This window comes from Acidovorax sp. (genome assembly GCF_046341535.1).
GTDB lineage: Bacteria > Pseudomonadota > Gammaproteobacteria > Burkholderiales > Burkholderiaceae_C > Acidovorax.
Genome location: NZ_JBKDRI010000158.1, coordinates 1 through 26,550 on the forward strand (window position 1 = coordinate 1; position 26,550 = coordinate 26,550).

23 protein-coding genes are annotated in these 26,550 nt (G+C 64.7%); 9 read left to right on the top strand and 14 right to left on the bottom strand.

The features are described from left to right. Nucleotides 1–285: 285 nt before the first annotated feature. The gene (locus ACK543_RS11520; protein WP_409942991.1) at nucleotides 286–1,455 is read right to left on the bottom strand and encodes an ATP-binding protein; all 1,170 of its coding nucleotides are present in this window, start codon (nucleotides 1,453–1,455) and stop codon (nucleotides 286–288) included. 56 nt (nucleotides 1,456–1,511) lie between these two features. After that, a complete protein-coding gene (tgt, locus tag ACK543_RS11525; protein ID WP_409942992.1) occupies nucleotides 1,512–2,684 on the bottom strand; it encodes a tRNA guanosine(34) transglycosylase Tgt in 1,173 nt (390 codons plus the stop codon). Nucleotides 2,685–2,844: 160 nt separating this feature from the next. Here tgt and ACK543_RS11530 point away from each other — a divergent pair, with 160 nt between their 5' ends. Then, nucleotides 2,845–3,324, top strand: coding sequence for a universal stress protein (locus ACK543_RS11530; RefSeq protein WP_409942993.1), 480 nt, complete (start codon nucleotides 2,845–2,847; stop codon nucleotides 3,322–3,324). A gap of 163 nt (nucleotides 3,325–3,487) precedes the next feature. Here ACK543_RS11530 and ACK543_RS11535 read toward each other — a convergent pair whose 3' ends face one another. The 4 genes from ACK543_RS11535 to ACK543_RS11550 all read right to left on the bottom strand — a co-directional run bounded on the left by ACK543_RS11535 (nucleotide 3,488) and on the right by ACK543_RS11550 (nucleotide 7,968). Further along, nucleotides 3,488–3,874, bottom strand: a complete 387-nt coding sequence (locus ACK543_RS11535; protein ID WP_409942994.1) for a hypothetical protein — start codon at nucleotides 3,872–3,874, stop codon at nucleotides 3,488–3,490. A gap of 289 nt (nucleotides 3,875–4,163) precedes the next feature. Continuing rightward, nucleotides 4,164–5,381: a phospholipase A gene (locus tag ACK543_RS11540; protein WP_409942995.1), complete on the bottom strand. Its 1,218-nt coding sequence runs from the start codon at nucleotides 5,379–5,381 to the stop codon at nucleotides 4,164–4,166. Further along, a complete protein-coding gene (locus tag ACK543_RS11545; RefSeq protein ID WP_409942996.1) occupies nucleotides 5,381–5,752 on the bottom strand; it encodes a hypothetical protein in 372 nt (123 codons plus the stop codon). The genes ACK543_RS11540 and ACK543_RS11545 overlap by 1 nt, the downstream gene beginning before the upstream one ends. 146 nt (nucleotides 5,753–5,898) lie before the next feature. After that, entirely contained in the window at nucleotides 5,899–7,968 is a 2,070-nt protein-coding gene (locus ACK543_RS11550; RefSeq protein WP_409942997.1) for an ATP-dependent helicase, read from the bottom strand. Between the two features lie 405 nt (nucleotides 7,969–8,373). Between ACK543_RS11550 and ACK543_RS11555 the strand changes: the two genes are divergently transcribed. The 3 genes from ACK543_RS11555 (at nucleotide 8,374) to dmeF (ending at nucleotide 11,676) form a co-directional block, all read left to right on the top strand. Continuing rightward, on the top strand, nucleotides 8,374–9,522 hold the full coding sequence (locus ACK543_RS11555) for an ABC transporter substrate-binding protein (RefSeq protein WP_409943012.1): 1,149 nt from the start codon (nucleotides 8,374–8,376) through the stop codon (nucleotides 9,520–9,522). A 135-nt stretch (nucleotides 9,523–9,657) separates the two neighbouring features. After that, nucleotides 9,658–10,611: an AEC family transporter gene (locus ACK543_RS11560; protein ID WP_409942998.1), complete on the top strand. Its 954-nt coding sequence runs from the start codon at nucleotides 9,658–9,660 to the stop codon at nucleotides 10,609–10,611. 69 nt (nucleotides 10,612–10,680) lie between these two features. Then, a complete protein-coding gene (gene dmeF, locus ACK543_RS11565; RefSeq protein ID WP_409942999.1) occupies nucleotides 10,681–11,676 on the top strand; it encodes a CDF family Co(II)/Ni(II) efflux transporter DmeF in 996 nt (331 codons plus the stop codon). A gap of 40 nt (nucleotides 11,677–11,716) precedes the next feature. Here dmeF and ACK543_RS11570 read toward each other — a convergent pair whose 3' ends face one another. The 7 genes from ACK543_RS11570 to ACK543_RS11600 form a co-directional block, all read right to left on the bottom strand. Beyond that, entirely contained in the window at nucleotides 11,717–11,992 is a 276-nt protein-coding gene (locus ACK543_RS11570; protein ID WP_409943000.1) for a cupin domain-containing protein, read from the bottom strand. A gap of 424 nt (nucleotides 11,993–12,416) precedes the next feature. Beyond that, entirely contained in the window at nucleotides 12,417–13,553 is a 1,137-nt protein-coding gene (locus tag ACK543_RS11575) for a M20 aminoacylase family protein (protein WP_409943013.1), read from the bottom strand. A 140-nt stretch (nucleotides 13,554–13,693) separates the two neighbouring features. Further along, nucleotides 13,694–15,880 carry a primosomal protein N' gene (gene priA, locus ACK543_RS11580; protein WP_409943001.1) on the bottom strand — a complete coding sequence of 729 codons (2,187 nt, stop codon included), beginning with the start codon at nucleotides 15,878–15,880 and terminating at the stop codon, nucleotides 13,694–13,696. A 638-nt stretch (nucleotides 15,881–16,518) separates the two neighbouring features. Beyond that, nucleotides 16,519–16,710, bottom strand: a complete 192-nt coding sequence (locus ACK543_RS11585) for a hypothetical protein (RefSeq protein WP_409943002.1) — start codon at nucleotides 16,708–16,710, stop codon at nucleotides 16,519–16,521. A 337-nt stretch (nucleotides 16,711–17,047) separates the two neighbouring features. Beyond that, the gene (gene hemE, locus ACK543_RS11590; RefSeq protein ID WP_409943003.1) at nucleotides 17,048–18,172 is read right to left on the bottom strand and encodes a uroporphyrinogen decarboxylase; all 1,125 of its coding nucleotides are present in this window, start codon (nucleotides 18,170–18,172) and stop codon (nucleotides 17,048–17,050) included. A 162-nt stretch (nucleotides 18,173–18,334) separates the two neighbouring features. Beyond that, nucleotides 18,335–19,915 (bottom strand): MFS transporter, encoded by a 1,581-nt coding sequence (locus ACK543_RS11595; RefSeq protein WP_409943004.1) that lies wholly within the window; start codon nucleotides 19,913–19,915, stop codon nucleotides 18,335–18,337. 94 nt (nucleotides 19,916–20,009) lie between these two features. Further along, nucleotides 20,010–20,915, bottom strand: a complete 906-nt coding sequence (locus ACK543_RS11600; RefSeq protein ID WP_409943005.1) for a LysR substrate-binding domain-containing protein — start codon at nucleotides 20,913–20,915, stop codon at nucleotides 20,010–20,012. Between the two features lie 180 nt (nucleotides 20,916–21,095). Here ACK543_RS11600 and ACK543_RS11605 point away from each other — a divergent pair, with 180 nt between their 5' ends. Genes ACK543_RS11605 through ACK543_RS11615 form a run of 3 tightly spaced genes read left to right on the top strand, consistent with a single transcriptional unit; the run spans nucleotide 21,096 to nucleotide 22,819 of the window. Next, on the top strand, nucleotides 21,096–22,064 hold the full coding sequence (locus ACK543_RS11605) for a TerC family protein (protein WP_409943006.1): 969 nt from the start codon (nucleotides 21,096–21,098) through the stop codon (nucleotides 22,062–22,064). A gap of 30 nt (nucleotides 22,065–22,094) precedes the next feature. Beyond that, nucleotides 22,095–22,253 carry a hypothetical protein gene (locus ACK543_RS11610; RefSeq protein WP_409943007.1) on the top strand — a complete coding sequence of 53 codons (159 nt, stop codon included), beginning with the start codon at nucleotides 22,095–22,097 and terminating at the stop codon, nucleotides 22,251–22,253. Then, nucleotides 22,250–22,819: a DUF2062 domain-containing protein gene (locus tag ACK543_RS11615; RefSeq protein ID WP_409943008.1), complete on the top strand. Its 570-nt coding sequence runs from the start codon at nucleotides 22,250–22,252 to the stop codon at nucleotides 22,817–22,819. The genes ACK543_RS11610 and ACK543_RS11615 overlap by 4 nt, the downstream gene beginning before the upstream one ends. A gap of 319 nt (nucleotides 22,820–23,138) precedes the next feature. Here ACK543_RS11615 and ACK543_RS11620 read toward each other — a convergent pair whose 3' ends face one another. Next, complete coding sequence (locus ACK543_RS11620; protein ID WP_409943009.1) at nucleotides 23,139–23,297, bottom strand: hypothetical protein; 159 nt, start codon at nucleotides 23,295–23,297, stop codon at nucleotides 23,139–23,141. 56 nt (nucleotides 23,298–23,353) lie between these two features. Here ACK543_RS11620 and ACK543_RS11625 point away from each other — a divergent pair, with 56 nt between their 5' ends. Continuing rightward, the gene (locus ACK543_RS11625) at nucleotides 23,354–25,084 is read left to right on the top strand and encodes a type I restriction-modification system subunit M (protein ID WP_409943010.1); all 1,731 of its coding nucleotides are present in this window, start codon (nucleotides 23,354–23,356) and stop codon (nucleotides 25,082–25,084) included. Further along, complete coding sequence (locus tag ACK543_RS11630; RefSeq protein ID WP_409943011.1) at nucleotides 25,081–26,133, top strand: YhcG family protein; 1,053 nt, start codon at nucleotides 25,081–25,083, stop codon at nucleotides 26,131–26,133. Before ACK543_RS11625 ends, ACK543_RS11630 begins: the two co-directional genes overlap by 4 nt. The last annotated feature ends 417 nt before the right edge of the window (nucleotides 26,134–26,550 follow it).

Consider the following 26,550-nt stretch of genomic DNA (forward strand, 5'->3'; position numbering starts at 1 on the left):
GGCACGAGCCTGCCGCGTCGTCGCGCCTTGCCTGGCACCCCAACAGCAGCGCTGGCAAATGCATCCAATTGCCGTTTTTATTGAGTCGGCACCTTTGAACTTGAACCAGCCGTTCGGGCTGAGCCTGTCGAAGCCTTGCGCAGAGCTTCGAACCGCATCAACGCATTCAAGTTGGTTGATGCCGACTCAATAGGTTAAAAGCTATCAAAAAAATAGCTTATTCATGCTGCTCGTGGCGCACGTTTGCCCGGGGCACCCGCGCCGCGCGATGGCATCCTGGGCTCATCACGCCGCCTTGCGTGCGAGTTCGCCGCACAGCGTGGCCAGTGCCATCGCCTGCACGCCATGGCCCAGGGGAAAGCTCTCTTCGCCCGGGTACACCACCAGCTTGCGTGCGGGTTGCAGGTCTTCGCAGGCCGTGTGAAAGCCGCGGTCCACCCTGGGGGTCAGGCCGCGCTTGATCTCGATGGCCCAGCGCTCTGCGCCAGGCCATTGCAGCAGCAGGTCGATCTCAGCCCCTGCGGCGGTGCGGAAAAAATGCGCGCTGGCCTGGGGGCCGGCGGCGGTGATCAGGTTTTCGATCACAAAGCCTTCCCAGCTCGCGCCTGCGGCGGGATGGCCCAGCAGCGCTTCTTCGTCCGGCAGGCCCAGCAGTGCGTGCAGCAGGCCACTGTCGCGCACATAAAGCTTGGGCGATTTCGTCAGGCGCTTGCCCAGGTTGGCATGCCAGGGCTCGAGCCGCCGCACCAGAAACATCTCGACCAGCAAGTCCAGATAGCGGTTGACCGTGCGGGTGTCTGCCGCCAGGCTGCGCCCCAGCACCGACGCATTGACCAGGCCCCCTTGCTGGTGGGCCAGCATGCCCCACAGGCGGCGCAGGGTGTCAGCCCCCACGCGGCCGCCGAACAGCGGGATCTCGCGCTCCACATAGGTGCGGATGAAGTCTTGCCGCCAGCGCAGGCTGGCTGCGGCAGTGCGGCTCAGATAGCTTTCGGGGAAGCCGCCGCGCAGCCAGAGCCGGGCGTGGTCGGCAGCGGGGATCTCCAGCGCGTTCAGCGGCGTAAGCTCGCGATAGGCCACGCGGCCCGCCAGGCTTTCGCCTGCCTGCTGCAGCAGGTCCAGCGATGCCGAGCCCAGCAGCAGGTACAGGCCGCTGCGCCGCCCCTGGCGTCGCGCGGTATCGATCAGGCCGCGCAGAATGGGAAACAGGCCGGGCACGCGGTGCACCTCGTCCAGCACCACCAGCCGATCGAGCCGCTCGGACAGGTACAGCTCGGGCGAGGTGAGCTTGGCGCGGTCGAGCTCGGATTCGAGATCCAGGTAGATGTGATCGGCCTGCCTGGCCAGTGCCAGCGCTACCGTGGTCTTGCCTGCCTGGCGCGGGCCCAGCAACGCCACGGCGGGATTGTGGGCCAGATCCTCCCGCAGGCTGGCCATGATGTGACGCTCAAACATCCTTGCATTTTATGCATCTAGATGTATAAAATGCAAGGATAAGGCGGTGCCTGAATTTACACGCCCCGCGCCCTGTCCGCCTTGAACTGCGCGCGGAACTGGCTGAAGGTGCCCGCATCCAGCGCCTCGCGCACCTCACGCATCAGGTTCAGGTAGTAGTGCAGGTTGTGCACGGTGGTGAGCATGGGGCCCAGCATTTCGCCGCAGCGGTCCAGGTGGTGCAGGTAGGCCCGGCTGAAGCCGCCGCGCCCGCCCTGGTCCCAGGCCACGCCGTCCTTGCCCGCGCAGGCGTGGCAGGTGCAACTGGTATCGAGCGGCTGGTGGTCGGCCTTGTGGCGCGCGTTGCGGATCTTGAGGTCGCCATAGCGGGTAAACAGCGTGCCGTTGCGCGCATTGCGGGTGGGCATGACGCAGTCGAACATGTCCACGCCCTGGGCCACGCCTTCGACCAGGTCTTCGGGCGTGCCCACGCCCATCAGGTAGCGGGGCTTGTGGGCGGGCAGGCGGTGGGGCGTGTGGGCCATGATGTCCAGCATCTCGTCCTTGGGCTCGCCCACGCTCACGCCGCCGACGGCATAGCCGGGGAAGTCCATCGCCACCAGCGCCTCCAGCGACTCCTGGCGCAGGTGCTTGAACATGCCGCCCTGCACAATGCCAAAGAGGGCGTTGGGGTTGCCCAGCCGCTCGAACTCGTCCCTGGAGCGTCTGGCCCAGCGCAGGCTCATCTCCATGCTTTTGCGCGCCTCGGCCTCGGTGGTCTTGTGGCCCTGGGTCTCGTACGGTGTGCACTCGTCGAGCTGCATCACGATGTCGGAGTTGAGCGTGGTCTGGATCTGCATGCTCACCTCGGGCGACATGAACAGCTTGTCGCCATTGACGGGGCTGGCAAAGGTCACGCCTTCTTCGGTGATCTTGCGCATCGCGCCCAGGCTCCACACCTGAAAGCCACCCGAGTCGGTCAGGATGGGCTTGTCCCACTTTTCAAACCCGTGCAGGCCGCCAAAGCTCTGCATCACGTCCAGGCCCGGGCGCATCCACAGGTGAAAGGTGTTGCCCAGGATGATCTGCGCGCCCATGTCGTGCAGGCTTTGCGGCATGACGCCCTTGACGGTGCCATAGGTGCCCACAGGCATGAAGATGGGGGTCTGCACCACGCCGTGGTTGAGCGTGAGGGTTCCGCGCCGCGCGTGGCTGGCCGGGTCGGTCTTGAGGAGGCTGAACTGAAGCATGGGCGGGATTGTCCCAGACGCACCGCAGAAGCTTTACAGAGGCCCCACAGGGTGCGTCTGGCCTGACTTTGATCAAGGAAATAGGCTGACGCGGCCGAACCGCGTGGCTACACTGGTCTAACCGCCAACCCGGTGCAACCCACATCTGAAGGAGAGCCGCATGATCAAGATTTTCATCGCCGTGGATGGTTCGGAGCTCTCGCTCGACGGCGTTCACCACGCGTTGTGGCTGGTGCGCCAGGGGTTGCAGGCGCAGGTGGTGCTGGGGCATGTGCAGGAGCCTGCCACGCTGTACGAGATGGTCACCGCCCGCGACCCTGACCTGATCGCCGCCGCCAGCCTGGAGGCGGGCGAGCACCTGATGGCCCCGGCCCGTGCGCTGCTGGAAGCGGCAGGCGTGCCCTGCGAGACGGAAGTGGGCGTGGGGGACGAGGCCCGCATGCTGGTGAACCTGATCGAGCGCACCGGCAGCGACATGGTCATCATTGGCGCACGCGGGCGGGGTGCGCTGTCCAGCGCGCTGCTGGGGTCGGTATCGCTGGAAGTGGCTCGTTCCAGCCCGGTGCCTGTCACTATCGTCAAGCATGGCCCCGCATTTGCGGCCACCGAAAGCGGCCCGTTGGAAGACCTGGAGGCCTGAACACCCCCGCTACGCTGCAATGCGCCGCGACGAGTGCTTGAACGAAAGCGGGGAGGACGGGCCAGCGTCTGCGCGTCCGGAGAGCCGGGGGATGGCCTTGGATTGGCGAGCGCCGATGTGTCGTTGAGGGGTCAAGGCCCCTTGCCCCCGAGAGATCGAAAACTCAGGCCGCCTTGCGAAACGGCTCGTCGGGCCGTTGCAGCTTGCCGTGAGGTAGTGTGGCAAGCCGGGACAGCATGCGCCGGGCATAGCCGCGCACCCACAGGCACTTGTTGAGTTCATCGACCGGCAGCGGGCCCGAGATCACCACGATGTCGTTGGCTGCATCCTGGGCACCGGCGGCGCGCAGGCGGCGGCGGGTGTTGTTGGCCCAGGACTGGATGCGGGTCGGGCTGCCGTGCTGATGCACTTCGCCCGTGTAGGCGTCAAAGGCGATCGCCACGGTATCGGTCTTGAGTTTGAACCGGCGCTCGCCCGTCACGGCACTGGGCGCTTCGCGCATGTCATACAGGTAGTAGCTGCCAGCTTTGAGCTGATATTGCATGTCCATGGATGTTCCTCATTTGTCGGCATTGTCGAGGTCGCACGGCGGGGCAATGGCGCGTAAAACCGCGAAAAAACAGCGCTGTTTGGGCGCAGCTCGCAACGGGCCTTGCGCAGCGGGGTGCGGACGTGATTGTCACGTCCACCACCGCCGGCGCACCCATTCCTTGAGAGTGATTGAGTAACAAGTTGTGAGTGCTCGGATCGGCGTTGCGACGCCGGTAGTGACTCGCACAGGGAGCGACTCCCGGCCGCTGCACGGCGGGCCGCGCGCAGCGCCTTGGCGCGCACAGGTCCTAAAAGTCCACCAGGCTCAGTCCAACGCTGAAAACGGTGCGCTTGCGGTTGTAGTCGATCATGCTGTCGCCATATCCGCTGAACAGGGCGGTGTGCAGGCGCAGGTTGCTCTTGCCGCCCCACAAGCCACGACCGAGAGTCTGCATCCACTGAAGCCGGACGGAGCCTCGGCCACTGCTTGACAGCGAACTGCGCAGCGTCGCGCCGACGGTGTTGTCTTTGTTCACGTTCCAGAACACCGACAGTTCGCCACGGCCGATGTAATCGCTGATGCCGGGGTTGTCATCGCTGTTGGCGCTTTCGGGCAGGCGCTGCCAGATGCGGGCGTCCATGATCCAGCGGTTGTCCAGTTCCATGCCGGTCATCAGATAAACGCGGTTCCAGCTGCGCGACAGCGGCTCGCTCTGGCCATTGGACTGGTGCACCAGCCCGATGCCGCTGTAGCGCCATTTCCAGCCCCACGGCAACGGGGCGGTGGTTGGATAGACGTAGATCACTTCAGGCTCGTGATCCGTGGCGCGGAAGGGGCGTGAGATTTGTGGTGTGAACAGTTGCCAGTACGACTGCTGCGAGTAGGCAAACCAGACCGAGTCTTTGAGCGTGGGATGCCCCTGCGTGAGCAGATCCTGGGCCAGCTTGGTACGCACCGAAAGCTGGATGCGGTTTTCTGTGGTGTTGTAGGGCGTGCTGACGGGCGCAGAATGGTTGGGCGCAGCCGAGGTGGGCTGGCGATTGACCGAATCGGATGCGACGATGGCCACGGTGATCGGCCGGTAGCCGCGGAAGCTGAAGGTGCCGCAGTCGGTGCCTGATTCCAGCTCCCAAAAGCGCGAGACGTCGCTGTATTGCGGGTCGCGGCAACCCTCGGTGCGGGCCACGTCGATGATCCGCGTGGCCGGCAAGGTGGTATCGACCGGTGGAGGCAGGCTGGCACTTTCGCGGGCCGTTGCGCCGCCCAGGGCAGCGGCCGATGCGCCGGGTGCCTGCCAGGTCTGCTGCGCCGCCCACTGGTCAAAGCACGCCAGCCGGGCTTGGTCGTCGTTGTGCAAGGCTGTGCAGCGGCTCGGGCCGCTGGAGGCGCTGCCGCCTGGCGGCGCGCCCGCGGCCGACTGCGCCAGCGCGGCACCTGCCGGCGCCAGGGCGGCCAACACCACGACCGCAGCGCTTGGCAGACGCCGTGGGCGCGTGCGTTGGGTGGTGCTGCTGGCGGTGGTCATTACCAGCCGGGCTGCTTGCGCAGCACAAATGTCGCCGAGGGGGCTGAAGGGGTGGGGTTGGCGTTGTTCCATGTTCCGCGTATTTCCTTGCCGCAACTGCCATCCACCAATTGGCCGATCCAGGTCGCGCTGATGTTGGTGCCGTTGACGGATTCTTCCAAAGTGAGGTCTCCTTCGTCCACATCGCCGCTGACCACAGCAGTGGTGGGGCCGCGCTGAACCGTACCGCGCACGCTGTGCGCCAGCTCGGGGTGTGGGCCGAGTTGCAGGATGGCCGTGGCTTGCGCTGGCACCGCCGTCGCAGCACCAGCCGCAGTGGCCAGCGCCTGCAGTGTGGCCGTCCAGCGGCCTTGCAGATGCAGGTGGCTCATGTCGGCTGACCCGGGGCAAGCGACGGTCGATTCGGGTCTTTTTTGCGCTTCTGCGCTCGTCACATGGACGCCAAGTGCTATCAAAAAAGAAGCAAGTACGGTCCATCGAGCTGGCGGGGTGGATGCCCTGTGCACGGTGCGGCTCCTCATGTTTGCGGCGCGGCGCTGGCCTGGGCCTTGGCGGCAAACTCGGCGCGCAGGGCCTTGAGCTTTGCGCGCGGGTCTTCGCGGGCGGTGGATTGGTCCAGCCCCATCTCGGCGATGAAGCGGCTGGGCTGGGCTGCGACCATCTCGCGGCCTTTCTTGCGTTTTTTGGTCCAGCTCACGGCCAGGGTGCGCTGGGCGCGGGTGATGCCCACGTACATCAGGCGGCGCTCTTCCTGCAGCCGCTGCACGGTGTCTTCGCTCGTGTTTTTCTGGCGGCCCTCGTCGTCGTCCAGCTTGAAGGGCAGCATGCCCTCGGTCACGCCCACCAGGATGACATGCGGCCACTCCAGTCCCTTGCTGGCGTGCAGGGTCGAGAGGGTGACCATGTCCTGCTCCTGCTCGCGCTCGCTGATGGTCGAGAGCAACGCAATGGTCTGCGACACCTCCAGCAGGCTCTTGGTTTCCTTGGCCACCACGGCCCCTGCGGTGTCGTCAATCTGGCCGCCTGCGCGTTGCGCCATCCAGTCGCAGAACTCCAGCACATTGGTCCAGCGTGCGGCCGCCACCTTATCGCTGTCTTCACCGTCGTACAGGTGCTGCTCGTAGCCAATCTCCTCAAGCCAGTCGGTCAGGAAGGCACGGGCGTCTTGTGCGCCGTGCGTGTGGCGGGCGCGGTGTTCCAGATCGTTGATGTAGCGGCCAAATTCGTGCAGACCATCGAGCGCGCGCTTGGGCATGGCGGCGGGCAGCATGCGGTTGAACAGCGCACCGAACATGCTCTGCCGGTGCTGCGATGCGAACGCGCCCAGGGCCGCCAGCGTGGTGTGGCCGATGCCCCGCTTGGGGCTGGTGATGCAGCGCAAAAACGCCGGGTCGTCGTCGTTGTTGATCCACAGGCGAAACCAGGCGCACAGGTCCTTGATTTCGGCGCGGTCAAAAAAGCTGGTGCCACCCGATACCTTGTACGGAATATTGGCTTTGCGCAGTGCTTTTTCGAACGGCTTGGCCTGGTGGTTGGCGCGGTACAGGATGGCAAAGCTCTTCCAGTCCGGCGGCGGGTTGGCGGCCGCACGCAGGCTCTGGATGCGGGCCACGGCGCGCTCGGCTTCGTGCTCTTCGGTGTCGGCATCGACCACGCGAACAGGCTCGCCTTCGCCCAGCTCGCTGAACAGGGTTTTCGGAAACAGCTTGGGGTTGGGGCCGATCACGTTGTTGGCCGCGCGCAGGATGGCGCTGGTGGAGCGGTAGTTTTGCTCCAGCTTGATGACCTTGAGGTGCGGGAAGTCGATGGGCAGCTTTTTCAGGTTGTCGAGGGTGGCACCGCGCCAGCCGTAGATGGACTGGTCGTCGTCGCCCACGGCGGTGAAATGGCCGTTTTCGCCCACCAGCAGCTTGAGTAGCTCGTACTGCGTGGCATTGGTGTCCTGGTATTCGTCCACCAGCACATGGCCCAGGGCGGCCTGCCACTTGGCACGAACCTCGGGGAAATCGCGCAGCAGGCGCAGCGGTATGCCGATCAGGTCGTCAAAGTCCACACTCTGGTAGGCGGCCAGGCGCTCTTCGTAGCGCGCCATCAGCACGGCCATGCTGCGCTCGTGGTCGTCTGCGGCCTGCGCCAGCGCCTGCTGGGCGTTCAGGCCCATGTTCTTCCATCGGCTGATCGTCCACTGCCACTGGCGGGCCGTGGCCAGGTCGGTGGTGCCACCCGCGGCGTCTTTGAGGATGCTGGTCACATCGTCAGCATCCAGGATGCTGAACTGGGGCTTGAGCCCCAGCACCGCGCCGTCCTCGCGCACCATGCGCACGCCCAGCGCGTGGAAGGTGCATACCAGCACATCCTTGGCCCGCCGCCCGATCAGGCCCTTGGCGCGCTCGCGCATTTCGGCCGCGGCCTTGTTGGTGAAGGTGATGGCGGCGATGCGCTGGGGCTCCATTCCCTTGTCGATCATGTGGGCGATCTTCTGGGTGATCACCCGCGTCTTGCCCGAGCCCGCGCCGGCCAGCACCAGGCAGGCCCCATTGGTGAAGTGGACAGCCTGGAGCTGAGCAAGGTTAAGGCCGGTGGACATGGAAAACAAGGGGGCAAAGGGAGCACGCCACTGGCGGGCGATTTGGCAGTCGCGGATGCGCGGACGCGGCCGACGGCCGGGCGCTCGATGATACCGGGCGCAGCGCTGCGCCCGCGGCCCCGGGGTGCGGCTGACATACGCCTGACAGCACGCGATCGGGGCGCTTTGCGTTGGGGAAATCCCGCTATGGCGATCGCAGTCACACTTTGATACTCGGGCAAAGTTCCGACTGTTCTTTCGGATCGCGATCCTTTGATTGGTGACCCCATGAAATTGCCGAACGCTATGGCCTTTGTTCCCACCATTGCGCGCCCGCTGGCCTCGTCAAGCACGTGCCGGACCTGGGGCGGCGTGGTCGCAAGCCTCATCACCGGCCTCTTCACGGCCGGGGCCGCCCTGGTGTGCATGCCCGCCCAGGCCCAATCGGGGTCCGCCGCGCCGGTGCGCGTGGGTGTGATCGGTCCCTTCACGGGGCCATCTGCGGATTTCGGCGTGCCCATGCTCAACGGCATACAACTGGCCGTGGACGAGATCAATGCGGTGGGCGGCTACCTGGGGCGGCCTTTGCAGCTGGTCATCAAGGATGACAAGGGCGACCCCGACCAGGGGCGCAAGGCCAGCGAGGAACTGCTGGCAGAAAAAGTCGTGGCAGCCCTCGGTTTTTGCAACACCGGCGTGGCGATGAAGTCTATCGACCTGTTCCAGCAGGCGCAGACGCCGGTGATCGTACCCTGCTCGTCAGGCACCGCCGTCACCGCCAAATACCCCGCGCCCGAAAGCTACATTTTCCGTGTGCAGGCGCGCGACGCGATTCAGGCGCCATTCATGGTGGACGACGTCGTCAAGCGCGGCTGGGACAAGGTGGCCATCTTTGCCGACACCACGGGCTACGGAGAAGGGGGCGTCAACGACGTGATTGCCGCCCTGGCGGCCCGCAAGCTCAAGCCAGTGTACGTGTCGCGCTTTGCGTTGGGAGTCAAAGACCTGTCCAGCGAACTCACGGCTGCCCGCGATGCGGGAGCCAATGTGATTTACAGCTACACCGTCGGACCGGAGAATGCCGTGATCGCCAACGGCAAGAAGGCGCTCAAGTGGAAGGTGCCACAGGTTGGTTCGTGGCCTTTGTCGTTTCCGTTCTTCCTGGAAGGCGCCAAGGACGCTGCCGAAGGTGCCCTGATGGTGCAAACCTTCATTGCCGAGCCCAGCAATGAGCGGCGTGCAGCGTTTTTAGCCAATTACAGCCGTAAATTCATGGGCAAGCCTGCCGTTCCGATGGCCGCGGCCAATGCCTACGATGCTTCCTACCTGCTGATGTACTCGTTCCTGGGGATCCGCGACGGCAGCCTGACGGGCAAGGCCATCAAGGAATCACTGGAAGGCAAGATGAGAACCTACTACGGCGTGGTGTCCACCTACGAAAAGCCGTTCAGCGTGGAGGACAAGGACGCCATCACGCGCAACATGCTGATCATCGGCACCGTCAAGAATGGTGCGATCACCTTTGCCTACCCTGAGGACGCCAAGCGCAATCTCTTTATTCAGCGCAAGCAGTAGCGCGCTTGGGGGCATGGCCCGGATGGGTGGCCCGCACGCAGTCGGGCGTGGGTTCGTCAAATCTGCTGCCAGCCTGCGCTGACTTGGCTCTGCTGAAATCAACGGGGGCTGGAGGGAACGCGGACAATCACCTCTGTGATATCGATCCTGCTCATCACCTTCCCCTTCTTTGCACTGGTGCTGTGCGGCTACGTGGCCGCGCGCAGCGGCGTGCTGCCGCAGCCGGCCATACCTGGGCTCAACGCCTTCGTGCTGTACTTTGCGCTGCCGTGCATGCTGTACCGGTTTGGGTCCAGCACGCCCATTGTGCAGTTGCTCGACCCTGCGGTGGTGGGTGTCTACCTGTTGTGCGCTGCGGTCATGGTGAGCGCCACGGTGGCGCTCACGCGCAATGCGCGCATCGGCTGGAATGACGCCGCCTTCGGTGCCCTGGTGGCGGCGTTTCCCAATACCGGTTTCATGGGCGTGCCGCTGCTGGTGGCTTTGCTGGGCGCGCAGGCGGCAGGTCCGGCCATCGTCACCATCCTGCTGGACATGGTCATCACCAGCTCGGTGTGCATTGCGCTGTCGCGCATGGACGGTGCTGGCACCCACGGCCTGGGCGTGGCGCTGCGCAGCGCCTTCAGGGGCGTGGCCACCAACCCCATGCCATGGTCGATTGCCTTGGGTGCTGTGGCATCGGCTTTCCAGTTCCGCCTGCCTGGCCCGGTGGACCGCACCGTAGCCATGCTGGCCGATGCAGCATCGCCCGTGGCGCTGTTCACCATTGGCGCGGTGTTGGCCCGCTCGCAGATGAACCAGCACGAGCATGTGCTGGCGCGCGATTACGTGCCCGTGGCCCTGGCCAAGCTGCTGGTGCACCCGCTGCTGGTGTGGTGCGCGGGCAGCGCTGCCATCGCCATGGGCGTGCCGCTGAGCCCGTTTGCGTTCACCGTGCTGGTGCTGCTGGCGGCCCTGCCGAGCGCCAGCAATGTGTCGCTGCTGGCTGAAAAATTTGGTGCCAACAACGGGCGGGTGGCGCGCATCATTCTGGTTTCGACCGCGCTGGCGTTTGTGAGCTTTTCTGCGGCAGTGGCGCTGTTGACCTGAGGCCGCGACCGGTTGGGGTGGCGCACGCTCGGCCAGCCTTTGTTTTCAGACTTTGCCTTGGCGAAAACCATGCACATCGACGACATCGCCCCCTGGGCCCACGACCACAGCTTTACCGCAGGCGATACCCGCCAGGCCGAGCGAAGCACCCGCGTGGTCATGTGGATCACGCTGGCCGCCATGGGGATCGAGATTGCGGGCGGCTGGTGGTTCAACTCGATGGCGCTGATGGCCGATGGCTGGCACATGAGCTCGCACGCCGTGGCCATTGGCCTGTCGGCCGCCGCCTATGCCGCCGCGCGCCGCTATGCAGGCGACCCGCGCTTTGCCTTTGGCACCTGGAAGATCGAAGTGCTGGCGGGTTTTGCCAGCGCCATTTTCTTGCTGGGCGTCGCGGCGCTGATGGTGGTGGGCTCGGTGGAGCGGCTGCTGTCACCCCAGTCCATCCAGTACCCGCAGGCCATGGCTGTGGCTGCGGCGGGGCTGGCCGTGAACATCGTCTGCGCATGGATCCTGGGCCACGCCCACCACCATGACGGACACTCGCATGCGCATGACCATGATGCCAGTCACAGTGCCCACGCCCACCATGAGGACCTGAACCTCAAGTCTGCCTATCTGCATGTGGTGGCCGACGCCGCCACCTCCGTGCTGGCCATGGTGGCGCTGGCGGGCGGATGGCTGTATGGCTGGGCGTGGCTCGACCCGGTGACCGGCATCGTGGGTGCCGTGCTGGTGGCCTGGTGGGCCAAGGGCCTGGTCGCCGACACATCCCGCGTGCTGCTCGACCGCGAGATGGACCACCCCGTGGTGCAGGAGATTCGCGAAGTGATCGAGCCGCCGGGCGAGCCCGCCGGCACCCGCGTGACGGATCTGCATGTGTGGCGCATCGGCAAGGGCATTTACGCCTGCGCGCTGACCGTGGTCACGCGCGACGCAGCGCTCACGCCAGACGTCGTGCGCCAGCGGCTGGCCGTGCACGAAGAGGTGGTGCACTCCACCATCGAGATCCACCTGCATCCGGACGCGGCAACCGTCCTGCCGCTGGTGACCCCACAGTCCTGATGCCGCAGACGGGCTGCGGAGCAGGGGCGCTTTTACCGCCTCACCCCGTCGGCCGTCGCCCCACCAGGTAACGAACACCGGTGGGCCCGTACCACTCAGTGTGCGGCGTGCCAGCGGGCAGGTGAAACACATCGCCCACCCGATACACCTGCTCGACGCCCGCCACGGTGATGCCGATTTCCCCCGCCAGGATCAACGCCTTGGCTTCGAAGGAATGGGTATGCTCGCCCAGCATGCCGCCAGGTTCGCGGGTGACGGGTATGGCGGGCTCAAAGCCCTCCTGCAACAGGGTCTGAACGAACTGATCGGCGGTCATGGGCGGCGGTGCGATGTCTCTGCGGGGCGCGCTGGGCTCTCGCTGGTAATGGTTCAAAAAGCATAGCATGCAGTGCTTTTGAAGACTGCGCAACAGCCCTTTTTTTCCGATTTTTTGCGCCAGGGCCATGACCGGTGTCGGCCACTGGCAAGGCCCGCTCAAGCCGCATGGCCCAGCCCAATGACTCAGCCTAAAAACGGCAGTTGGATGCATTTGCCAGCGCTGCTTTGGGGGTGCCAGGCAAGGCGCGACGACGCGGCAGGCTCGTGCCTGCAAGGAGGAGCAACACCGCATGGCGCTCCAAAAGCGGTGCTGGCAAGTGCATATCGCTGTCATCCGAAAGGTGAGGCTGCGAAAACAACGCAAGCCCCGAGTCCACGCGGTGTGCGCCAAGATGACAAGCGGTCAACTTCCGTTTTTAGGCTCAGGCGGCGTCCGCCAGAAAGCGCTCGGCCAGCCGCACCCAGTAGGCGCTGCCCACCGCGATGTTGCGGTCTTCGAAGTCGTAGTTGGGGTTGTGCACCATGCACGCGCCGTGGCCGCCGGTGGCGTCGTCGCCGTTGCCGATCAGCAGGTAGCTGCCGGGCACGTCTTCCAGCATGAAGGCGAAGTCTTCACTGCCGGTCAGGGGTTCGGCCTGCTCGGTCACCTGGGCGTCGCCCACCAGCTCGCGGCCCACCTGGCGCGCGAACTCGGTCTCGGCGGGGGTGTTGACCAGCACCGGGTAGCCGCCTCGGAACTCGATCTCGGCCCGCACGCCGTAGCTGTGCGCCTGCGCTTCCACCAGCTCGCGGATGCGGCGGTTGAGCAGCTCGCGCACGCCACGGTCCAGCGAGCGCACGCTCAGTTTCAGGGTGGCGGTCTGCGGGATCACGTTGTTGGCATCGCCCGCCTGGAACGCGCCCACGGTGATCACCGCCATCTGCAGCGGCGGCACGTTGCGTGCAACGATGCTTTGCAGGCCCAGCACGATGGCTGCACCTGCCACCACCGGGTCGGCTGCATGGTGCGGCATGGCTCCGTGCCCACCCACGCCGTGCAGCGTGATGGTGATGTTCTCGCTCGACGCCATGAAGGCCCCGGTGCGAAACAGCAGGTGCCCCGGCGGGTGGCCGGGCATGTTGTGCATGGCAAAGATGGCGTCGCACGGAAAGCGCGTGAACAGGCCGTCGTCCATCATCTTGCGGGCGCCGCCCAGGCCTTCTTCGGCGGGCAGGAAGATCAGGTTGAGTGTGCCGCTGAACTGCCCATGCTTGGCCAGGTGGTGCGCGGCCGCCAGCAGCATGGCGGTGTGGCCATCGTGGCCGCAGGCGTGCATCAGGCCGTGGTGGCAGCTGGCGTGGGGCAGGCCCGTGGCTTCGGTGATGGGCAGCGCGTCCATGTCGGTCCGCAGGCCCAGGCGGCGTTCGCCCGTACCACGACGCAACTGGCCCACCACGCCCGTGCCGCCCAGGCCGCGCGTGACTTCGTAGCCCCATTCGGCCAGCTTTTCAGCCACCAGCGCGCTGGTGCGAAGTTCTTGAAAGCCCAGCTCGGGGTGGCGGTGCAGGTCGCGCCGCAGTGCCCGCTACGCGGTCATCACACTGGCGGGCCGTACCGCGGTGCCCGCCATGGCCAGCTTTCGGCAGATCCTGCAGACGCACCTGTACGACGACGCCCAGCAGTCCGGCGCGGGCTGACGGGCGCTTGCCCCGCAGGCGCTCAGATCGTCAGCGGGTCCACGTCCACCAGCCAGCGGATCAGGCCCCTGTGCTCGGGCTGGCTGCGCGTGGCCTGCAGCACGGGCTGCCACGCTGCCAAAAAGCGTTGCAAAGCAGTGCGGCTGCCGCTTTCCATCAGCATCTGGGCGCGCTCCACATTGGCCACGCGCTGGATGGTGAGCGGCACGGGCGGAAACAGAACCACCGTACCGTCCAGCCCCGGCAGCCCGGCCGCATGGGCTGCCGCCGTGGCGGCCTGCAGGAAAGCCTGGGCTGCCTCCTGCGTGCGTGCATCGGCGCGCACCAGTGCCTGGTAGGCAAAGGGCGGCATGGCGGCTTGCTCTCGGTCCTTGAGTTGCTGCGCGGCAAACGTCTCGTAGTCGTGCCTGCGCAGGGCTTCGTACACGGCATGCCGGGGGTGGTAGGTCTGCACCCACATCTCGGCCTGGGTGGCCTGCGCTGCCACGTAGGCGGCGTCGCGCCCGGCCCGGCCAGCGGCCTGCATCAAAAGGGCAAACAGGCGTTCCGCCGCCCGAAAGTCGCTGCTGAACAGTGCGCCATCGGGCTGCACGGCGGCCACCAGCGTGATGCGGCGGAAGTCGTGGCCCTTGGCAATCATCTGTGTGCCCACCAGCACATCGATCTCGCCCGCGTGCACCTGGGCCAGCTGTTCTTCCAGCGCCCCCTTGGCGCGGGTGGTGTCTGCGTCGATGCGGGCAATGCGGGCGGGGTGGCCGTCGGGCCGCTGCACGTTGCGCAGCAGGGCGGCCAGTTGCTCCTCGAGCTGCTCGGTGCCGCGGCCCATGGGGTGGATGTCGGGGCTGCCGCAGGTGGGGCAGTGCAGGGGCACGCGCACGGTGTAGCCGCAATGGTGACAGCGCAGGGTGCGGTCGATTTTGTGAAACACCTGGTGGGCGCTGCAGTGCGGGCAGTCGCTTTTCCAGCCGCAGTCCGCGCAGTGCAGCACGGGCGCGTAGCCGCGGCGGTTGAGCAGCACCATGCTCTGCTCGCCCCGGCCCACGCGTTCGGTGATGGCGGCCAGCAGTGGGGCGCTGAACACGGTGCGCCGGGGCTGCTGATTCATATCGACCCGCTTGACGCGCGCCAGAGCGCCGGCCCCGACACGGCTGGGCATGTGCAGCCGCAGGTAGCGCCCGCCTTCGGGGTCTTGCGGGGTGGGCGGGCGGCTGGCATGCCAGCTCTCCAGCGACGGTGTGGCCGAGCCCAGCAGCACCTTGGCCCCTTGCTCGCGCCCGCGCCAGATCGCCAGGTCACGGGCCGAGTAGCGGGCGCCCTCTTGCTGCTTGTAGCTGGGGTCGTGCTCCTCGTCGACCACGATGAACTTCAGCCCCGGCATGCTGGCAAACACAGCCATTCGCGTGCCCAGCACGATGCGCGCCGCGCCGCTGTGTGCGGCCAGCCAGCTTTTCAGGCGCTGCGGGTTCGTCATGCCGCTGTGCAGCGACACCACAGCGCCTGCGCCAAAGCGCGGCGCAAAGCGGCTCACAAAGCGGTCTTCCAGCTGGGGGGTGAGGTTGATCTCGGGCACCATCACCAGGGCCTGGGCCTGCGGGTCGGCCTCCAGCATTGCCTGCACGCAGCGCAGGTACACCTCAGTTTTGCCGCTGCCCGTGCTGCCAAACAGCAGGAAAGGGCCGTTTTCTGAAGAAATTTTTGCCCTTGCGCTTTCCTGTTCTGGGCTGAGTGCTACTTTTTCAATAGCGTCTGCGACACTGCCTGCGGCACTGTCTGTGGCCCTGGCGGGGCGCTTGAGGCGGCGCGCGAGTTGCTCGGGGCGCAGGTCGCGCAGCTGCGGGGGCAGGGCAGCCAGGGCGACTTCGCCCAGCGCCCGCTGGTAGTAGCGCGCGGCAAAGGCCACCAGGCGGCGCCAGGGCAGGTCCAGCGGCGCTAAGCCGTCCAGCACGCCCGCAATGGCGCGCATGGTGGCGCCTTCGGGCAGCTCGCCGGTGGCAGCATCCGCATCCCAGACCACGCCCAGCACCTCGCGCGCGCCCAGGGGCACGCGCACCAGCGTTCCGGGCGGCAGCGCGCGATCGCAGGCGTAGCTCAGCAGGTCGCCCACGCCACTGTGCGAGGGCGTGTGCAGCGCGACGTGGACCAGCACGTGGGCAGCAGGGGATAGAGGGGTGGACAAGGCAGGCGTGCGGCGGCGGGTACAACCGTGCATTGTCGCTGTGCTGTCGTGGCCTCGCCGGTGCCCACACCCCGCATTGGGGTGCATGACGCGCCTCCGTCAGAACGCATGCCCTGTGTTGCCGCTGGGACCCGGTCCCTGGGAGCGAAGTGGCGAGCGAGTCACCCTAAAACGGCAGTTGGATGGATTTGCCAGCGCTGCTGTTGGGGTGCCAGGCAAGGCGCGACCACGCGGCAGGCTCGTGCCTGCAAGGAGGAGCAACACCGCATGGCGCTCCAAAAGCGGTGCTGGCAAGTGCATAGCGCTGTCACCCCAAAGGTGAGGCTGCAAAAACAAGCCAAGGCCCGAGCCCACGCGGTGTGCGGCAAGATGACAAGCGGTCAACTGCCGTTTTTAGGGTCACCCAGACGGCATGTGGATAACTTTGTTGAAATCCGCAATCGGCGCCCTCCCAAGCTGCATCCGTTCGGAGCCTCTACAGCTTGCCTGGAAAGCCGCCAGCCCAAAAAAACCGTTATGAATCAATCTTTTTCATAAAAAAGCGCCGCATTTTGGTGCGGGCAGATGGTGATCGTTTGATGCTGCAGTGCATCAAAAATCATGTGCATAAGTCAGTTTCGCGCTGGCTGTCAAGAAGCTTTTGACGGTTGAAACAGAGACCACTCAACGCCTCAATATTGAGTGGCTTGTGTGGTATCGGTTGCAAGTGCTTGATTCATAGGCGGTTTTTGATAAATCCAGAATTTCTGTGGATAACTTTGTTGATAACCCGTGTGGTGCTGTTCCAAACCCTTGAAAAATCGTGCTGCTGGTGGGTTGCTCACAAAAGTGGCAGGGCTGGTTATCTCAAACAAATCAAGCACTTACGAATGGTGCAAAAAAGTTCCACCTGTTACAACACGAACCAGCGCACGAGACTGCGCTGCCCCATTTTTGTGCATAAGTCGCCCGTTGTGCTCGCAAGCCGCGTGTCTGGTCGACAACCCGCTGCGGATGCTCTGGATTGCCCGCGCCAGGGCCGCACTCAGGGCGCTATGCAACGCTCCCGTGGGCTAGGAGCCTGTCGGACTTGGAAATCGTCGGCTGCAAATCGACCGCAGCGGCCCATTTTTAACCGCCTTTTTGCCCCATAGCTCGGCTATGGGGCTGCAAATTCGGCAAAAACTGTCCTCGCTGGGGCCGATTTTCGCTTTCGACGCTCTAAGTCCGACAGGCTCCTAGCCGCTGCGCGCGCGAATGGCTGTGCACGGCCTCGACCAGGGCTGCGACATGCTCGGGCGGGGTGAACTGGCTGATGCCGTGGCCCAGATTGAAGATGTGGGTGGGGCCGGTGGTCGAGCGGTCGGTGTGCGGGCGGCCAAAGCTGTCGAGCACGCGGTGCACCTGCTGCACGATCTGCGCCGGCGGGGCAAAAAGCACGTTGGGGTCGATGTTGCCTTGCAGTGCCTTGCCCGGGCCGCCCACCGGGCCTCCCACAGCGGCGCGGGCCCGGCCCAGGTTGGCCGTCCAGTCCAGGCCAAGCACTTCGCAGTCAAGGTCCTTCATGTCGTCCAGCCAGATGCCGCCGCCTTTGGTGAATACGATGCGCGGCACGTCGGTGCCGTCCGCGCCGGTGCGCTTGAGCTGCGCCAGCACGCGCTTCGTGTAGTCCAGGCTGAAGTCCTGGAACGCCCCATCGGCCAGCACGCCGCCCCAGCTGTCAAACACCATGACGGCCTGCGCGCCGGCGTCGATCTGCGCGTTCAGGTAGGCGGCCACGCTGTCGGCGTTGACGGCCAGGATCCGGTGCATCAGGTCCGGGCGGCTGTACATGAGGCTCTTGACCAGGCGGTAGTCGTCGCTGCCCTTGCCCTCGACCATGTAGCAGGCCAGCGTCCAGGGGCTGCCCGAAAAGCCGATCAGCGGCACACGCCCACCCAGCGCTTTGCGGATGCTGGTGACGGCGTCGAACACGTAGCGCAGCTTGTCCATGTCGGGCACGGCCAGCGCTGCCACGGCCGCCTCGTCGCGCACCGCCGTGGCAAAGCGGGGGCCTTCGCCCTCGGCAAAGCTCAGGCCCAGGCCCATCGCGTCGGGCACGGTGAGGATGTCGCTGAACAAAATGGCGGCATCCAGCGCAAAGCGCTCCAGCGGCTGCAAGGTCACGTCGGTGGCGTACTGGACGTTGGTGGCCAGGCCCATGAAGCTGCCCGCCCGGGCACGCGTGGCCTTGTACTCGGGCAGATAGCGGCCCGCCTGGCGCATGAGCCACAGCGGCGTGTAGTCGGTGGCCTGGCGGCGGCATGCGCGCAGGAAGGTATCGTTGGAGAGAGGGGCGAAGGTCATGCGCTTGATTGTCGCAGCAGGAAGTGAGGCCCCCCTGGGCCGCCGGGAGCGTCGTGCGCCTGTCTCGTGCTGCGTGCCAGAGGGCGACCCGCTCGACGGCCTGGTCAAGCCAGTTCCACGGGTGCGCTGGCCGCGCCCGCGCCAGTTTGAGCGCGCAGGGCTTTACCGCTCAGCAATGTAATGCGACATCCGCGCCGACTCGCCGGGCGCGAGAAACGCCCTCACCTCGCTCTCCAGGGCCTGGTCGGCCACCGTGGCGCGCGCCCGCTGGTGCAGGTAATCGGCCCAGGATTCCACAATGAAGCGCTCCACGTAGCGCGAGGGCTCACCCAGGTCCTTGTACACGCGCCAGAACGTCGCGCCGTCGCGCCTTCGCGGGGCCTTCATGCGGCTGATGGTGTCCAGAAAGGCGGCGTCCGTGCCGGGGGCGATGCGGTAGCCCACCTCCACGGCCACAGGACCGGCCTCGGGAAGCGGCTCGGCCTCGATGAAGAGCTCATCCCAGGGCGTGGCCTGCGTCACCTCGTGCAGGGCGCCCATGCGCAGCGGCATGGGCCGCGCCAGAAGCAGGCCTGCGCCCATCAGCGCGGCTGCCAGATACAGGGTCGGTGCCAGACCCACAATGTCGGACGCCGCCCCCCAGAAAGCCGAGCCCAGCGCGAACGCACCCAGCGCCGCCACCATGTGCATGGCCACGGCGCGCGAGCGCACCCACTGTGGCGAGCTGGCCTGCGTCGCCGTGTTGAAGGTGGACATCGCCGACATCCAGGCCGCACCCGCAAACAGCATGGCCAGATAGACCACCCATGCGGTCTTGGCCAGCGCAGCCACCAGCATGGTCGCGGCAAACACCACACCCCCCACACCGACGATGGCCTCCATGCCAAAGCGTGCGCGCAGCCTGCCCAGCACCAGGCCCACCCCCACCGCACCCGTGCCCAGGCACCCCATCAGCAGGCCGAACCCCTGCGCGCCCGTGCCCAGCTGGCGCTGCGCAATCACGGGCAGTAGCGCCCACAGGGCCGAGCCCGCCGCGCTGAAGGCCATCACGCGCACCAGTTGCGCGAGGATCATGCGCGAGTGCCAGGCAAAGCGAAGGCCGCTCAGGGTACCCCCCCACAGCCGTTCGGCCGGCAGCTTGGACGGCGCGTGCTCCTTGGGCGGCCACTGGCGGATGGATTGCCACATGACCAGCGTCGTGACCACCGTGACGGCAAACACCCAGCCCGCGCCCAGCCGTGCAAACACCAGTCCTGCCAGCGTGGGGCCCACGGCGCGCGCGGCGTTGTAGGCAATGCTCACCGCGGTAATGGCCTGGGGCCATTCGTCGCGCGGTACGGGGTCGATCACCGACGAATTCCATGCGGGTGTCAGCACCGCGGTGCAGCAGCCACACACGAACACCAGAAACAGCACCGACGCCGGGCCACCCCAGCCGCCCAGCACCAGCAGGGCCAGCAAGGCGCAGGCGCCCGTCTGCGTGAGCAGGGCGCTTGAGATCAGTCGGCGACGGTCCGTGGTGTCGGCCAGCACGCCCGACGGCAAGGCGAGCAGGAACATCGGCATGAACACGGCGGTTTGCACCAGCGCCGCCAGGAAGGACGAGCCCGACAGTTCCACCATCAACCACGAAGCGGCCATGGTCTGCATGCCGCTGCCGATAAAGAACACCCCACCGCAAAGCCATAGCCCTCGGAAAGCAGGCTGGCGCAGGGGGCTCCACAGGGATGAAGACGAGGGCATGAAAAAGTCGAGGGCAGTGGCCGGTGCGCTGCGTGAGCGCGTGCCTTGCGCCTGCAAGGATATCGGGTTACGTCGAGCGGCGCACGGGCCCTGCTCAGTCGCTGAGCAGCGCGCCATCCGCTGCCGCCTCCAGCAGCCGGGTGAGCAGCGGGTGCATGACCTTGCGGGGGCTGTAGATCAGGTGAAACTGCTCCTGCACGTCGGGTGTGGTACCAACCTGCACCAGGCCATGTGTTTGCAGCAAATGCGCGCTCAGTGATACCGGGGCAGGCATCACGCCCATGCCGGTGGATGCAAAGGTACTGAGCAGTGCACTGTCTTCAAACTCACCGGCAATCCGTGGCCGAATGCGCTCGCGCTCCAGCCAGTGATCAATGCGCGCGCGCATGGCCGCGTGTTCGGTCGGCAGCAGCACGGGCACCACCGCCAGGCTTTGCGGGAATTGCTGCGCAGCGGCCTCGGCCCATGGTGGCGGCGCATACCAGGCAATCGCGCTTGTGCCCAGCAGCTGGCTGGTGGTGCGCAGCGCCGGGTTGGGCGTGGCGGGGCGGTCTGCCAGCACGGCATCGAGCTTGTGCAGGGCCAGTTCGCCCAGCAGGGGCTGGAACTCGCCCTCGTGGCACAGCAGCCGCAGGTGCGGTTCGTCCAGCACCGGTGTGAGCAGGCGGTGCACGGCCAGTTTGGCAATGCCGTCGGAAATGCCCAGGTTCAGCCGCAGGGTCTGGCCGCTGGCGGCTTCACGCACTCGCAGCGGCAGGCGCTCCCCCAGTGCGAAGATGTGGTCGGCCTCATGCATGGCAGCAACGCCTGCTTCGGTGAGCACAAGGTTGCGGCCTTCGGCGCGCAGCAGTGTGGTGCCGAGCGACTTTTCCAGCTCGCGTACCTGCGCGCTGATGGTCTGCATCGCCATGTCCAGCCGCTCTGCGGCGCGGGCAATGCCACCTTCTTTGGCCACAACCCAGAAGTAAAAAAGGTGACGGTAGTTGAAGCTCTGGCTCATGGGTATCGCGCACAACCTGCCAGGGTGCGGTGAAAGTAGTTAAAAGTGATTGGTTTGGTTCGTAAAAACAGAAGTCATACTACCGACCAGACCTATTGGTTGACTTCAATCCCGTGCGTACAGTCCGGGTTTTGTTTGGGCGTCTTGCCTGAAAACGGTGTTGATTTCTGGAGAAAAACCATGGAAACGATAGGAACGTGGTGGATGTGGGCGGGATTTGCCGTGTTTGTGGTGGTGGCCATCGCCATCGACCTGCTCGTGATGGAGCGCCAGGGCGCGCACAAAGTCACGATGGGCGAGGCGGCGCGCTGGAGCTTCTTGTGGTTCGCGCTGGCCTTCGTGTTCGTTGCGGGCCTGTGGTGGTATCTGGACGGCAGCCAGGGACGCGAGGTTGCCAATACGGTGTCGATGCAGTTCATCACCGGTTATCTGGTCGAAAAAAGCCTTTCGATCGACAACATCTTCGTCTTTCTGATGCTGTTCACCTATTTTGCGGTGCCGCCCCAGTATCAAAAGCGCGCGCTCATCATCGGCATCATCGGCGCCATCGTGCTGCGCACGCTACTCATTTTGGTCGGCGCCTGGCTGCTGGCGACTTTCCACTGGCTGTTGTACGTTTTCGGCGCATTCTTGGTCATCACGGGCGCCAAGATGTGGTTTGCGGCGGGACAGGAGTCGGACATATCCACCAACCCTGTGCTCAAGTTCCTCAAAAAGCACATGCGTATCACCGACCAGTTTGATGGTGAAAAGCTCTCGACCATGATCAACGGTGTCAAGCACTACACCCCGCTGTTCGTGGTGCTGGTGCTGATCGGCACGACCGACATCATCTTCGCGGTGGACAGCATCCCCGCGATCTTCGCGATCACCAGCGACCCGTTCATCGTTCTCACGGCCAACATCTTCGCGATTCTGGGTCTGCGTGCGCTGTATTTCCTGCTGGCTGATCTGGCAGACCGCTTCCACCTCCTGGCATATGGTCTGGCGCTGGTGCTGATCTTCATTGGCGGCAAGATGCTGCTGATCGACTTCTACAAGATCCCGATCGGCTATGCCCTGCTGGTCACCGCTTCGCTGATCGCCGGTTCCATCATCCTGTCGCTGCGCTCGTCCAGCTCCAAGTCCAAGAGCTCTTCAGCCGCTTAGGGCCGCAGGCCCCTCTACCGGAGACCCATGATGGAAATGCTCGACTCGGTGTTGGTGTTCATGCTGGTCGGTTTGGTCGCCGCCACGGTGATGTCTTACCGCTCCGGCAACGATAAGCGCGATATCAGCCTGCTCGCGGCGCTGACGGCCCTGTGGGGCGCGGGCACAGCGGCTGCGCTGATCGCATGATGAAGCGCCTGTGCGCCTTGCGGCGCTGGCTGCGCGGGCTGGAGCCCAGGGTGCGCAACCACCTCGAAAACAGCCCGTTTGCCGGTCTGCAGCCGTGGCTGGAGCGGCGTGCCTTGTTTCGCTTCCAGCGCCAGCCGCTGGCGCGCGGGGTGGCGGCGGGTCTGTTCTGCGGTCTGATTCCCGGGCCGCTGCAGATTCCGGGCACGCTGGCTGTGTGTGCCTGGCTGCGGGGCAACGTGGTGGCCGGGGGCGTGGCGACCCTCTACACCAACCCCCTGACGACCGTGCCGCTGTACGTGCTGGCATTCCAGATGGGGGCGCTGGTGATGCCGGGAGAGCAGTCTTTGCCCGCCTGGAACCCCAACGGCGGCGGTTTTTCGGTCGAGGCGATGGGCGGGTGGATGCAGGCGCTCGGCATACCGCTGCTGGTGGGCCTGCCCACGCTGGGGCTCACTTTCGCCGCTCTGGGCTATGCGCTGGTTCACGTCGTGTGGCTGGTGCCCGCGCTGCAGCGCAAGCGTCGCTGGCAGAAGCTGCGGGTCATGCTGTCGGGGCCCCACGCATAGCGGGGCGATGCAAGCCGTCGGTGCTGCGCTGCGGATCATCGACACACCCGAGGCCCCCAGCCGCTTTACGCGCAGTGGGGAGTGATCTGCGATGGTGGAACCCTACGCCGCCGAGCGCGCACACGCGACTGTCGAAAACATCAGCCACGCCAGCCACGCCAGCCGCGCAGCCGTGCGTTAGCGCGCCGCCATATTATTGAGTCGGCATCAACCAACTTGAATGCGTTGATGCGGTTCGAAGCTCTGCGCAAGGCTTCGACAGGCTCAGCCCGAACGGCTGGTTCAAGTTCAAAGGTGCCGACTCAATAACAGTGAGGGCCTACCGGTGCCGCCCACCCTGCATCCGTTTCCTCGCCTTCATGGGCGAGGGTACGCCGCCCCAACAGTGCGGCGTGCTCGACAGGCCCGCAATCGCCAGCGTGTGGCAGTGGCTGAGGATGTAGCGCAGGGTGCTGATGGTGTCGGGGGTGCGGAGCATCAAGCCAGTGTACGCATGGGCCAGAATAGCGCGAAGCAATCCAGCCAACGCACGCTATGAATTCCATCGAACAACAATTCTTCACCGACCTCGAAAAAAAGCTCTGGACCGCCGCCAACAAGCTGCTGCCAAGCCTGGATGCCGCCGTCTACAAACACGTGGTGCTAGGGCTGATCTTTTTGAAGTACGTCTCCGACGCATTTGAAGAGCGGCAGAACGAACTGCGCGCCCAGTTTCAAAACCCCGAGCACGACTACTACATGGACCCTGCCGAATACGGTGGGGCGGGTACGCCAGAGTACGAAGAAAACATCGCCGCCGAGCTGGAGGTGCGCGACTACTACACCGAGAAAAACGTCTTCTGGGTACCGCTGGAGGCCCGCTGGCAAACCCTGCGCGACTGTGCTCAGATACCGCCCGGCGACGCACTGCCGTGGAATGCGCAAGGCAAAGACACCCCCGAAAAAATGCGCACGGTGGGCTGGCTCATTGACAACGCCATGGAGGCGGTGGAGCGCGAGAACCCCAAGCTCAAAAACGTGCTCAACAAAGACTTTGCACGCACCCAGATCGACAGCCACAAGCTGGCCGACCTGATCGCCCACTTCTCAGACACCAACTTCAGCCAACCCACCTTTGGCGGGCAAGTGCTCAGCCTTAAGAGCAAAGACATCTTGGGCCATGTGTACGAATACTTCCTGGGTCAGTTCGCCCTGGCCGAAGGCAAAAAGGGCGGGCAGTACTACACGCCCAAATCCATCGTGACCCTCATCGTCGAGATGCTGCAGCCCTTCAAAGGCCGCGTGTACGACCCGGCCATGGGCTCGGGCGGCTTTTTTGTGCAGAGCGAAGAATTCATTGCCGAGCACGGCGGCGCCGTGGTCAAGGGCAAGACGGGCCAGATCAGCGTGTATGGCCAAGAAAGCAACCCCACCACCTGGAAGCTCGCCGCCATGAACATGGCCATACGCGGGCTGGACTTCAACTTTGGTGGCCAGCCCGGCGACACCCTGCAAAACGACCTGCACCCTGACTTGCGTGCTGATTATGTGATGGCCAACCCGCCCTTCAACATGAAGGAATGGTGGAGCGCCAAGCTAGAGAGCGACCCGCGCTGGCTGCCCGGCTGCACCCCGCCCCAGGGCAACGCCAACTTTGCCTGGTTGCAGCACATGCTGTACCACCTGGCCCCCGCCGGCAGCATGGCCCTGCTGCTGGCCAATGGCTCCATGAGCAGCAACACCAACAACGAAGGCGAAATCCGCAAACAACTGATAGAGCGCGACTATGTGGAATGCATGGTGGCCCTGCCGGGGCAACTGTTCACCAACACGCCGATTCCGGCCTGTATCTGGTTCTTGACCAAAGACAAGGCCAACGGCTTTAACCTGGACAAGAAGAAGCGTGACCGGCGCGGCCAGTTCTTGTTCATCGACGCCCGCCAACTCGGCTACATGAAAGACCGCGTGCTGCGCGACTTCATGCCGGATGACATCAAAAAGGTGGCCGACACCTTCCATGCCTGGCAAATCGGCAAAGAAGGCGGCGAAGGCTATGCCGACGTGCCGGGTTTTTGCTACTCCGCATCACTCGCTGACATCCGTAAGCACGAACACGTGCTGACGCCAGGGCGTTATGTCGGTGCCGAAGAGCAAGAGGAAGACGGCGAAGCCTTTGCCGACAAGATGGCGCGGCTGACGGCGCAGTTGGCGGGGCAGTTTTCGGAAAGCGCGAAGCTGGAGAGCGAGATCAAGAAGAACCTGGCAGGCCTGGGGTACACCTTATGAGCGCGAACGTCACGGCCCCTGCTGACTACCGTGCCTGGCTGGGCGATCTGAAAGCCCGCTTCAGGCAAGTGCAACTCAAGGCCGCAGTGGCGGTGAACACCGAGTTGCTCCAGTTTTACTGGGCGCTAGGGACCGACATCGTGGCCAAGCAGGCGACCCAAGCATGGGGCAGCGGCTTTCTGGAAAAACTCAGCCAAGACCTGATGCAGGAATTCCCCGAGATGAAGGGGTTTTCAAAACGGAATCTGGAGCTGATTCGGCAGTGGCATCGCTACTGGACAAGCGATGCGGCAATTGCGAAACAAGCTGTTGCGCAATTGGTCAGCATCCCTTGGGGGCACAACCTCGCCATCATCAGCAAATGCCAAAGCCAGGCGGAGGCGCTTTACTACGTGCAGCAAACACAAGCCCACGGCTGGAGCCGAGCGGTGCTTACCCACCAGATTGAAAGCGGCCTGTGGCAACGCGAAGGCAAGGCCCTGAGCAACTTTGCGCAAACCCTGCCACCGCCACAATCTGACCTGGCCGCACAGGTGCTCAAAGACCCCTATGTGTTCGACTTCCTGTCGCTCACGCCCGAGCACACCGAGCGCGAACTGGAGCGCGGGCTGATCGAGCACATCACCCAATTCCTGCTGGAACTGGGCGCAGGTTTTGCCTACATGGGCCGCCAAGTGCCACTGCAAGTGGGCGAGCGCGAGTTCTTTTTGGACTTGCTTTTTTACCACGCACGTTTGCACTGTTATGTGGTGGTGGAGCTGAAAACCGTGGACTTTGAACCCGATTTCGCAGGCAAGCTCAACTTCTACCTGAAGGCCGTGGACGAACAACTGCGCAGCGACCATGATGCACCCACCATCGGCTTGTTGTTATGCAAAAGCAAAGACCGGCTGGTGGCGGAATATGCGCTGAGCGACATTCAAAAACCCCTGGGCTTGGCCACCTACACCCTGTCGCACACCTTGCCCGAAGCCCTGCGCGACAAGCTGCCGAGCATTGAGGTGTTGGAGGCGGAGTTGGGTGGGGAGTTGGGGGGTGGTGATGAGTAATCGGACAGCGCGCCAGATGACGGAGTTGGCGGAACAGGTGTTGGCAAGCGTTGAGCTGAACGATGGAGAGCAAGAAGAATTTGACGGGGTTGGGTTCACGAACTCTGATTTACAGATTCAGACCCTTGCCGAAATAAGTTTGGAGGTTTCCTACGGCTACACGGCAAGCGCACAAACAGCGCCGATTGGGCCAAGGTTCTTGCGCATCACGGATATCCAAAACGGCGTGGTGGACTGGTCCTCTGTTCCGTACTGCACTATAGATAGCCACCGTCTACCTAACGAGTAAGGATAGATCGCGCGAAGCCGCGATCTGATCCGTTTGTTGGACAAGCCCGGTGGTGAAAGCTGAAGTGGGAAGTTGTGCCCCTGTAGATTGATCCGATGGAGCGGGGTGCGGTGGGCAGACCTTGGTGG

Bases quoted from the DNA above. Each gene is read 5' to 3' on its own strand.
- ACK543_RS11630 (WP_409943011.1), top strand. From the start codon at position 25,081: ATGAGCGCGAACGTCACGGCCCCTGCTGACTACCGTGCCTGGCTGGGC.
- ACK543_RS11570 (WP_409943000.1), bottom strand. From the start codon at position 11,992: ATGACCGCCGATCAGTTCGTTCAGACCCTGTTGCAGGAGGGCTTTGAG.
- ACK543_RS11520 (WP_409942991.1), bottom strand. From the start codon at position 1,455: ATGTTTGAGCGTCACATCATGGCCAGCCTGCGGGAGGATCTGGCCCAC.
- ACK543_RS11615 (WP_409943008.1), top strand. From the start codon at position 22,250: ATGATGAAGCGCCTGTGCGCCTTGCGGCGCTGGCTGCGCGGGCTGGAG.
- ACK543_RS11550 (WP_409942997.1), bottom strand. From the start codon at position 7,968: ATGTCCACCGGCCTTAACCTTGCTCAGCTCCAGGCTGTCCACTTCACC.
- ACK543_RS11595 (WP_409943004.1), bottom strand. From the start codon at position 19,915: ATGCCCTCGTCTTCATCCCTGTGGAGCCCCCTGCGCCAGCCTGCTTTC.
- ACK543_RS11625 (WP_409943010.1), top strand. From the start codon at position 23,354: ATGAATTCCATCGAACAACAATTCTTCACCGACCTCGAAAAAAAGCTC.
- ACK543_RS11545 (WP_409942996.1), bottom strand. From the start codon at position 5,752: ATGAGCCACCTGCATCTGCAAGGCCGCTGGACGGCCACACTGCAGGCG.
- ACK543_RS11535 (WP_409942994.1), bottom strand. From the start codon at position 3,874: ATGGACATGCAATATCAGCTCAAAGCTGGCAGCTACTACCTGTATGAC.
- hemE (WP_409943003.1), bottom strand. From the start codon at position 18,172: ATGACCTTCGCCCCTCTCTCCAACGATACCTTCCTGCGCGCATGCCGC.
- ACK543_RS11620 (WP_409943009.1), bottom strand. From the start codon at position 23,297: ATGCTCCGCACCCCCGACACCATCAGCACCCTGCGCTACATCCTCAGC.
- ACK543_RS11610 (WP_409943007.1), top strand. From the start codon at position 22,095: ATGGAAATGCTCGACTCGGTGTTGGTGTTCATGCTGGTCGGTTTGGTC.
- tgt (WP_409942992.1), bottom strand. From the start codon at position 2,684: ATGCTTCAGTTCAGCCTCCTCAAGACCGACCCGGCCAGCCACGCGCGG.
- ACK543_RS11605 (WP_409943006.1), top strand. From the start codon at position 21,096: ATGGAAACGATAGGAACGTGGTGGATGTGGGCGGGATTTGCCGTGTTT.
- ACK543_RS11600 (WP_409943005.1), bottom strand. From the start codon at position 20,915: ATGAGCCAGAGCTTCAACTACCGTCACCTTTTTTACTTCTGGGTTGTG.
- ACK543_RS11530 (WP_409942993.1), top strand. From the start codon at position 2,845: ATGATCAAGATTTTCATCGCCGTGGATGGTTCGGAGCTCTCGCTCGAC.
- priA (WP_409943001.1), bottom strand. From the start codon at position 15,880: ATGCACGGTTGTACCCGCCGCCGCACGCCTGCCTTGTCCACCCCTCTA.
- ACK543_RS11555 (WP_409943012.1), top strand. From the start codon at position 8,374: ATGCCCGCCCAGGCCCAATCGGGGTCCGCCGCGCCGGTGCGCGTGGGT.
- ACK543_RS11540 (WP_409942995.1), bottom strand. From the start codon at position 5,381: ATGACCACCGCCAGCAGCACCACCCAACGCACGCGCCCACGGCGTCTG.
- dmeF (WP_409942999.1), top strand. From the start codon at position 10,681: ATGCACATCGACGACATCGCCCCCTGGGCCCACGACCACAGCTTTACC.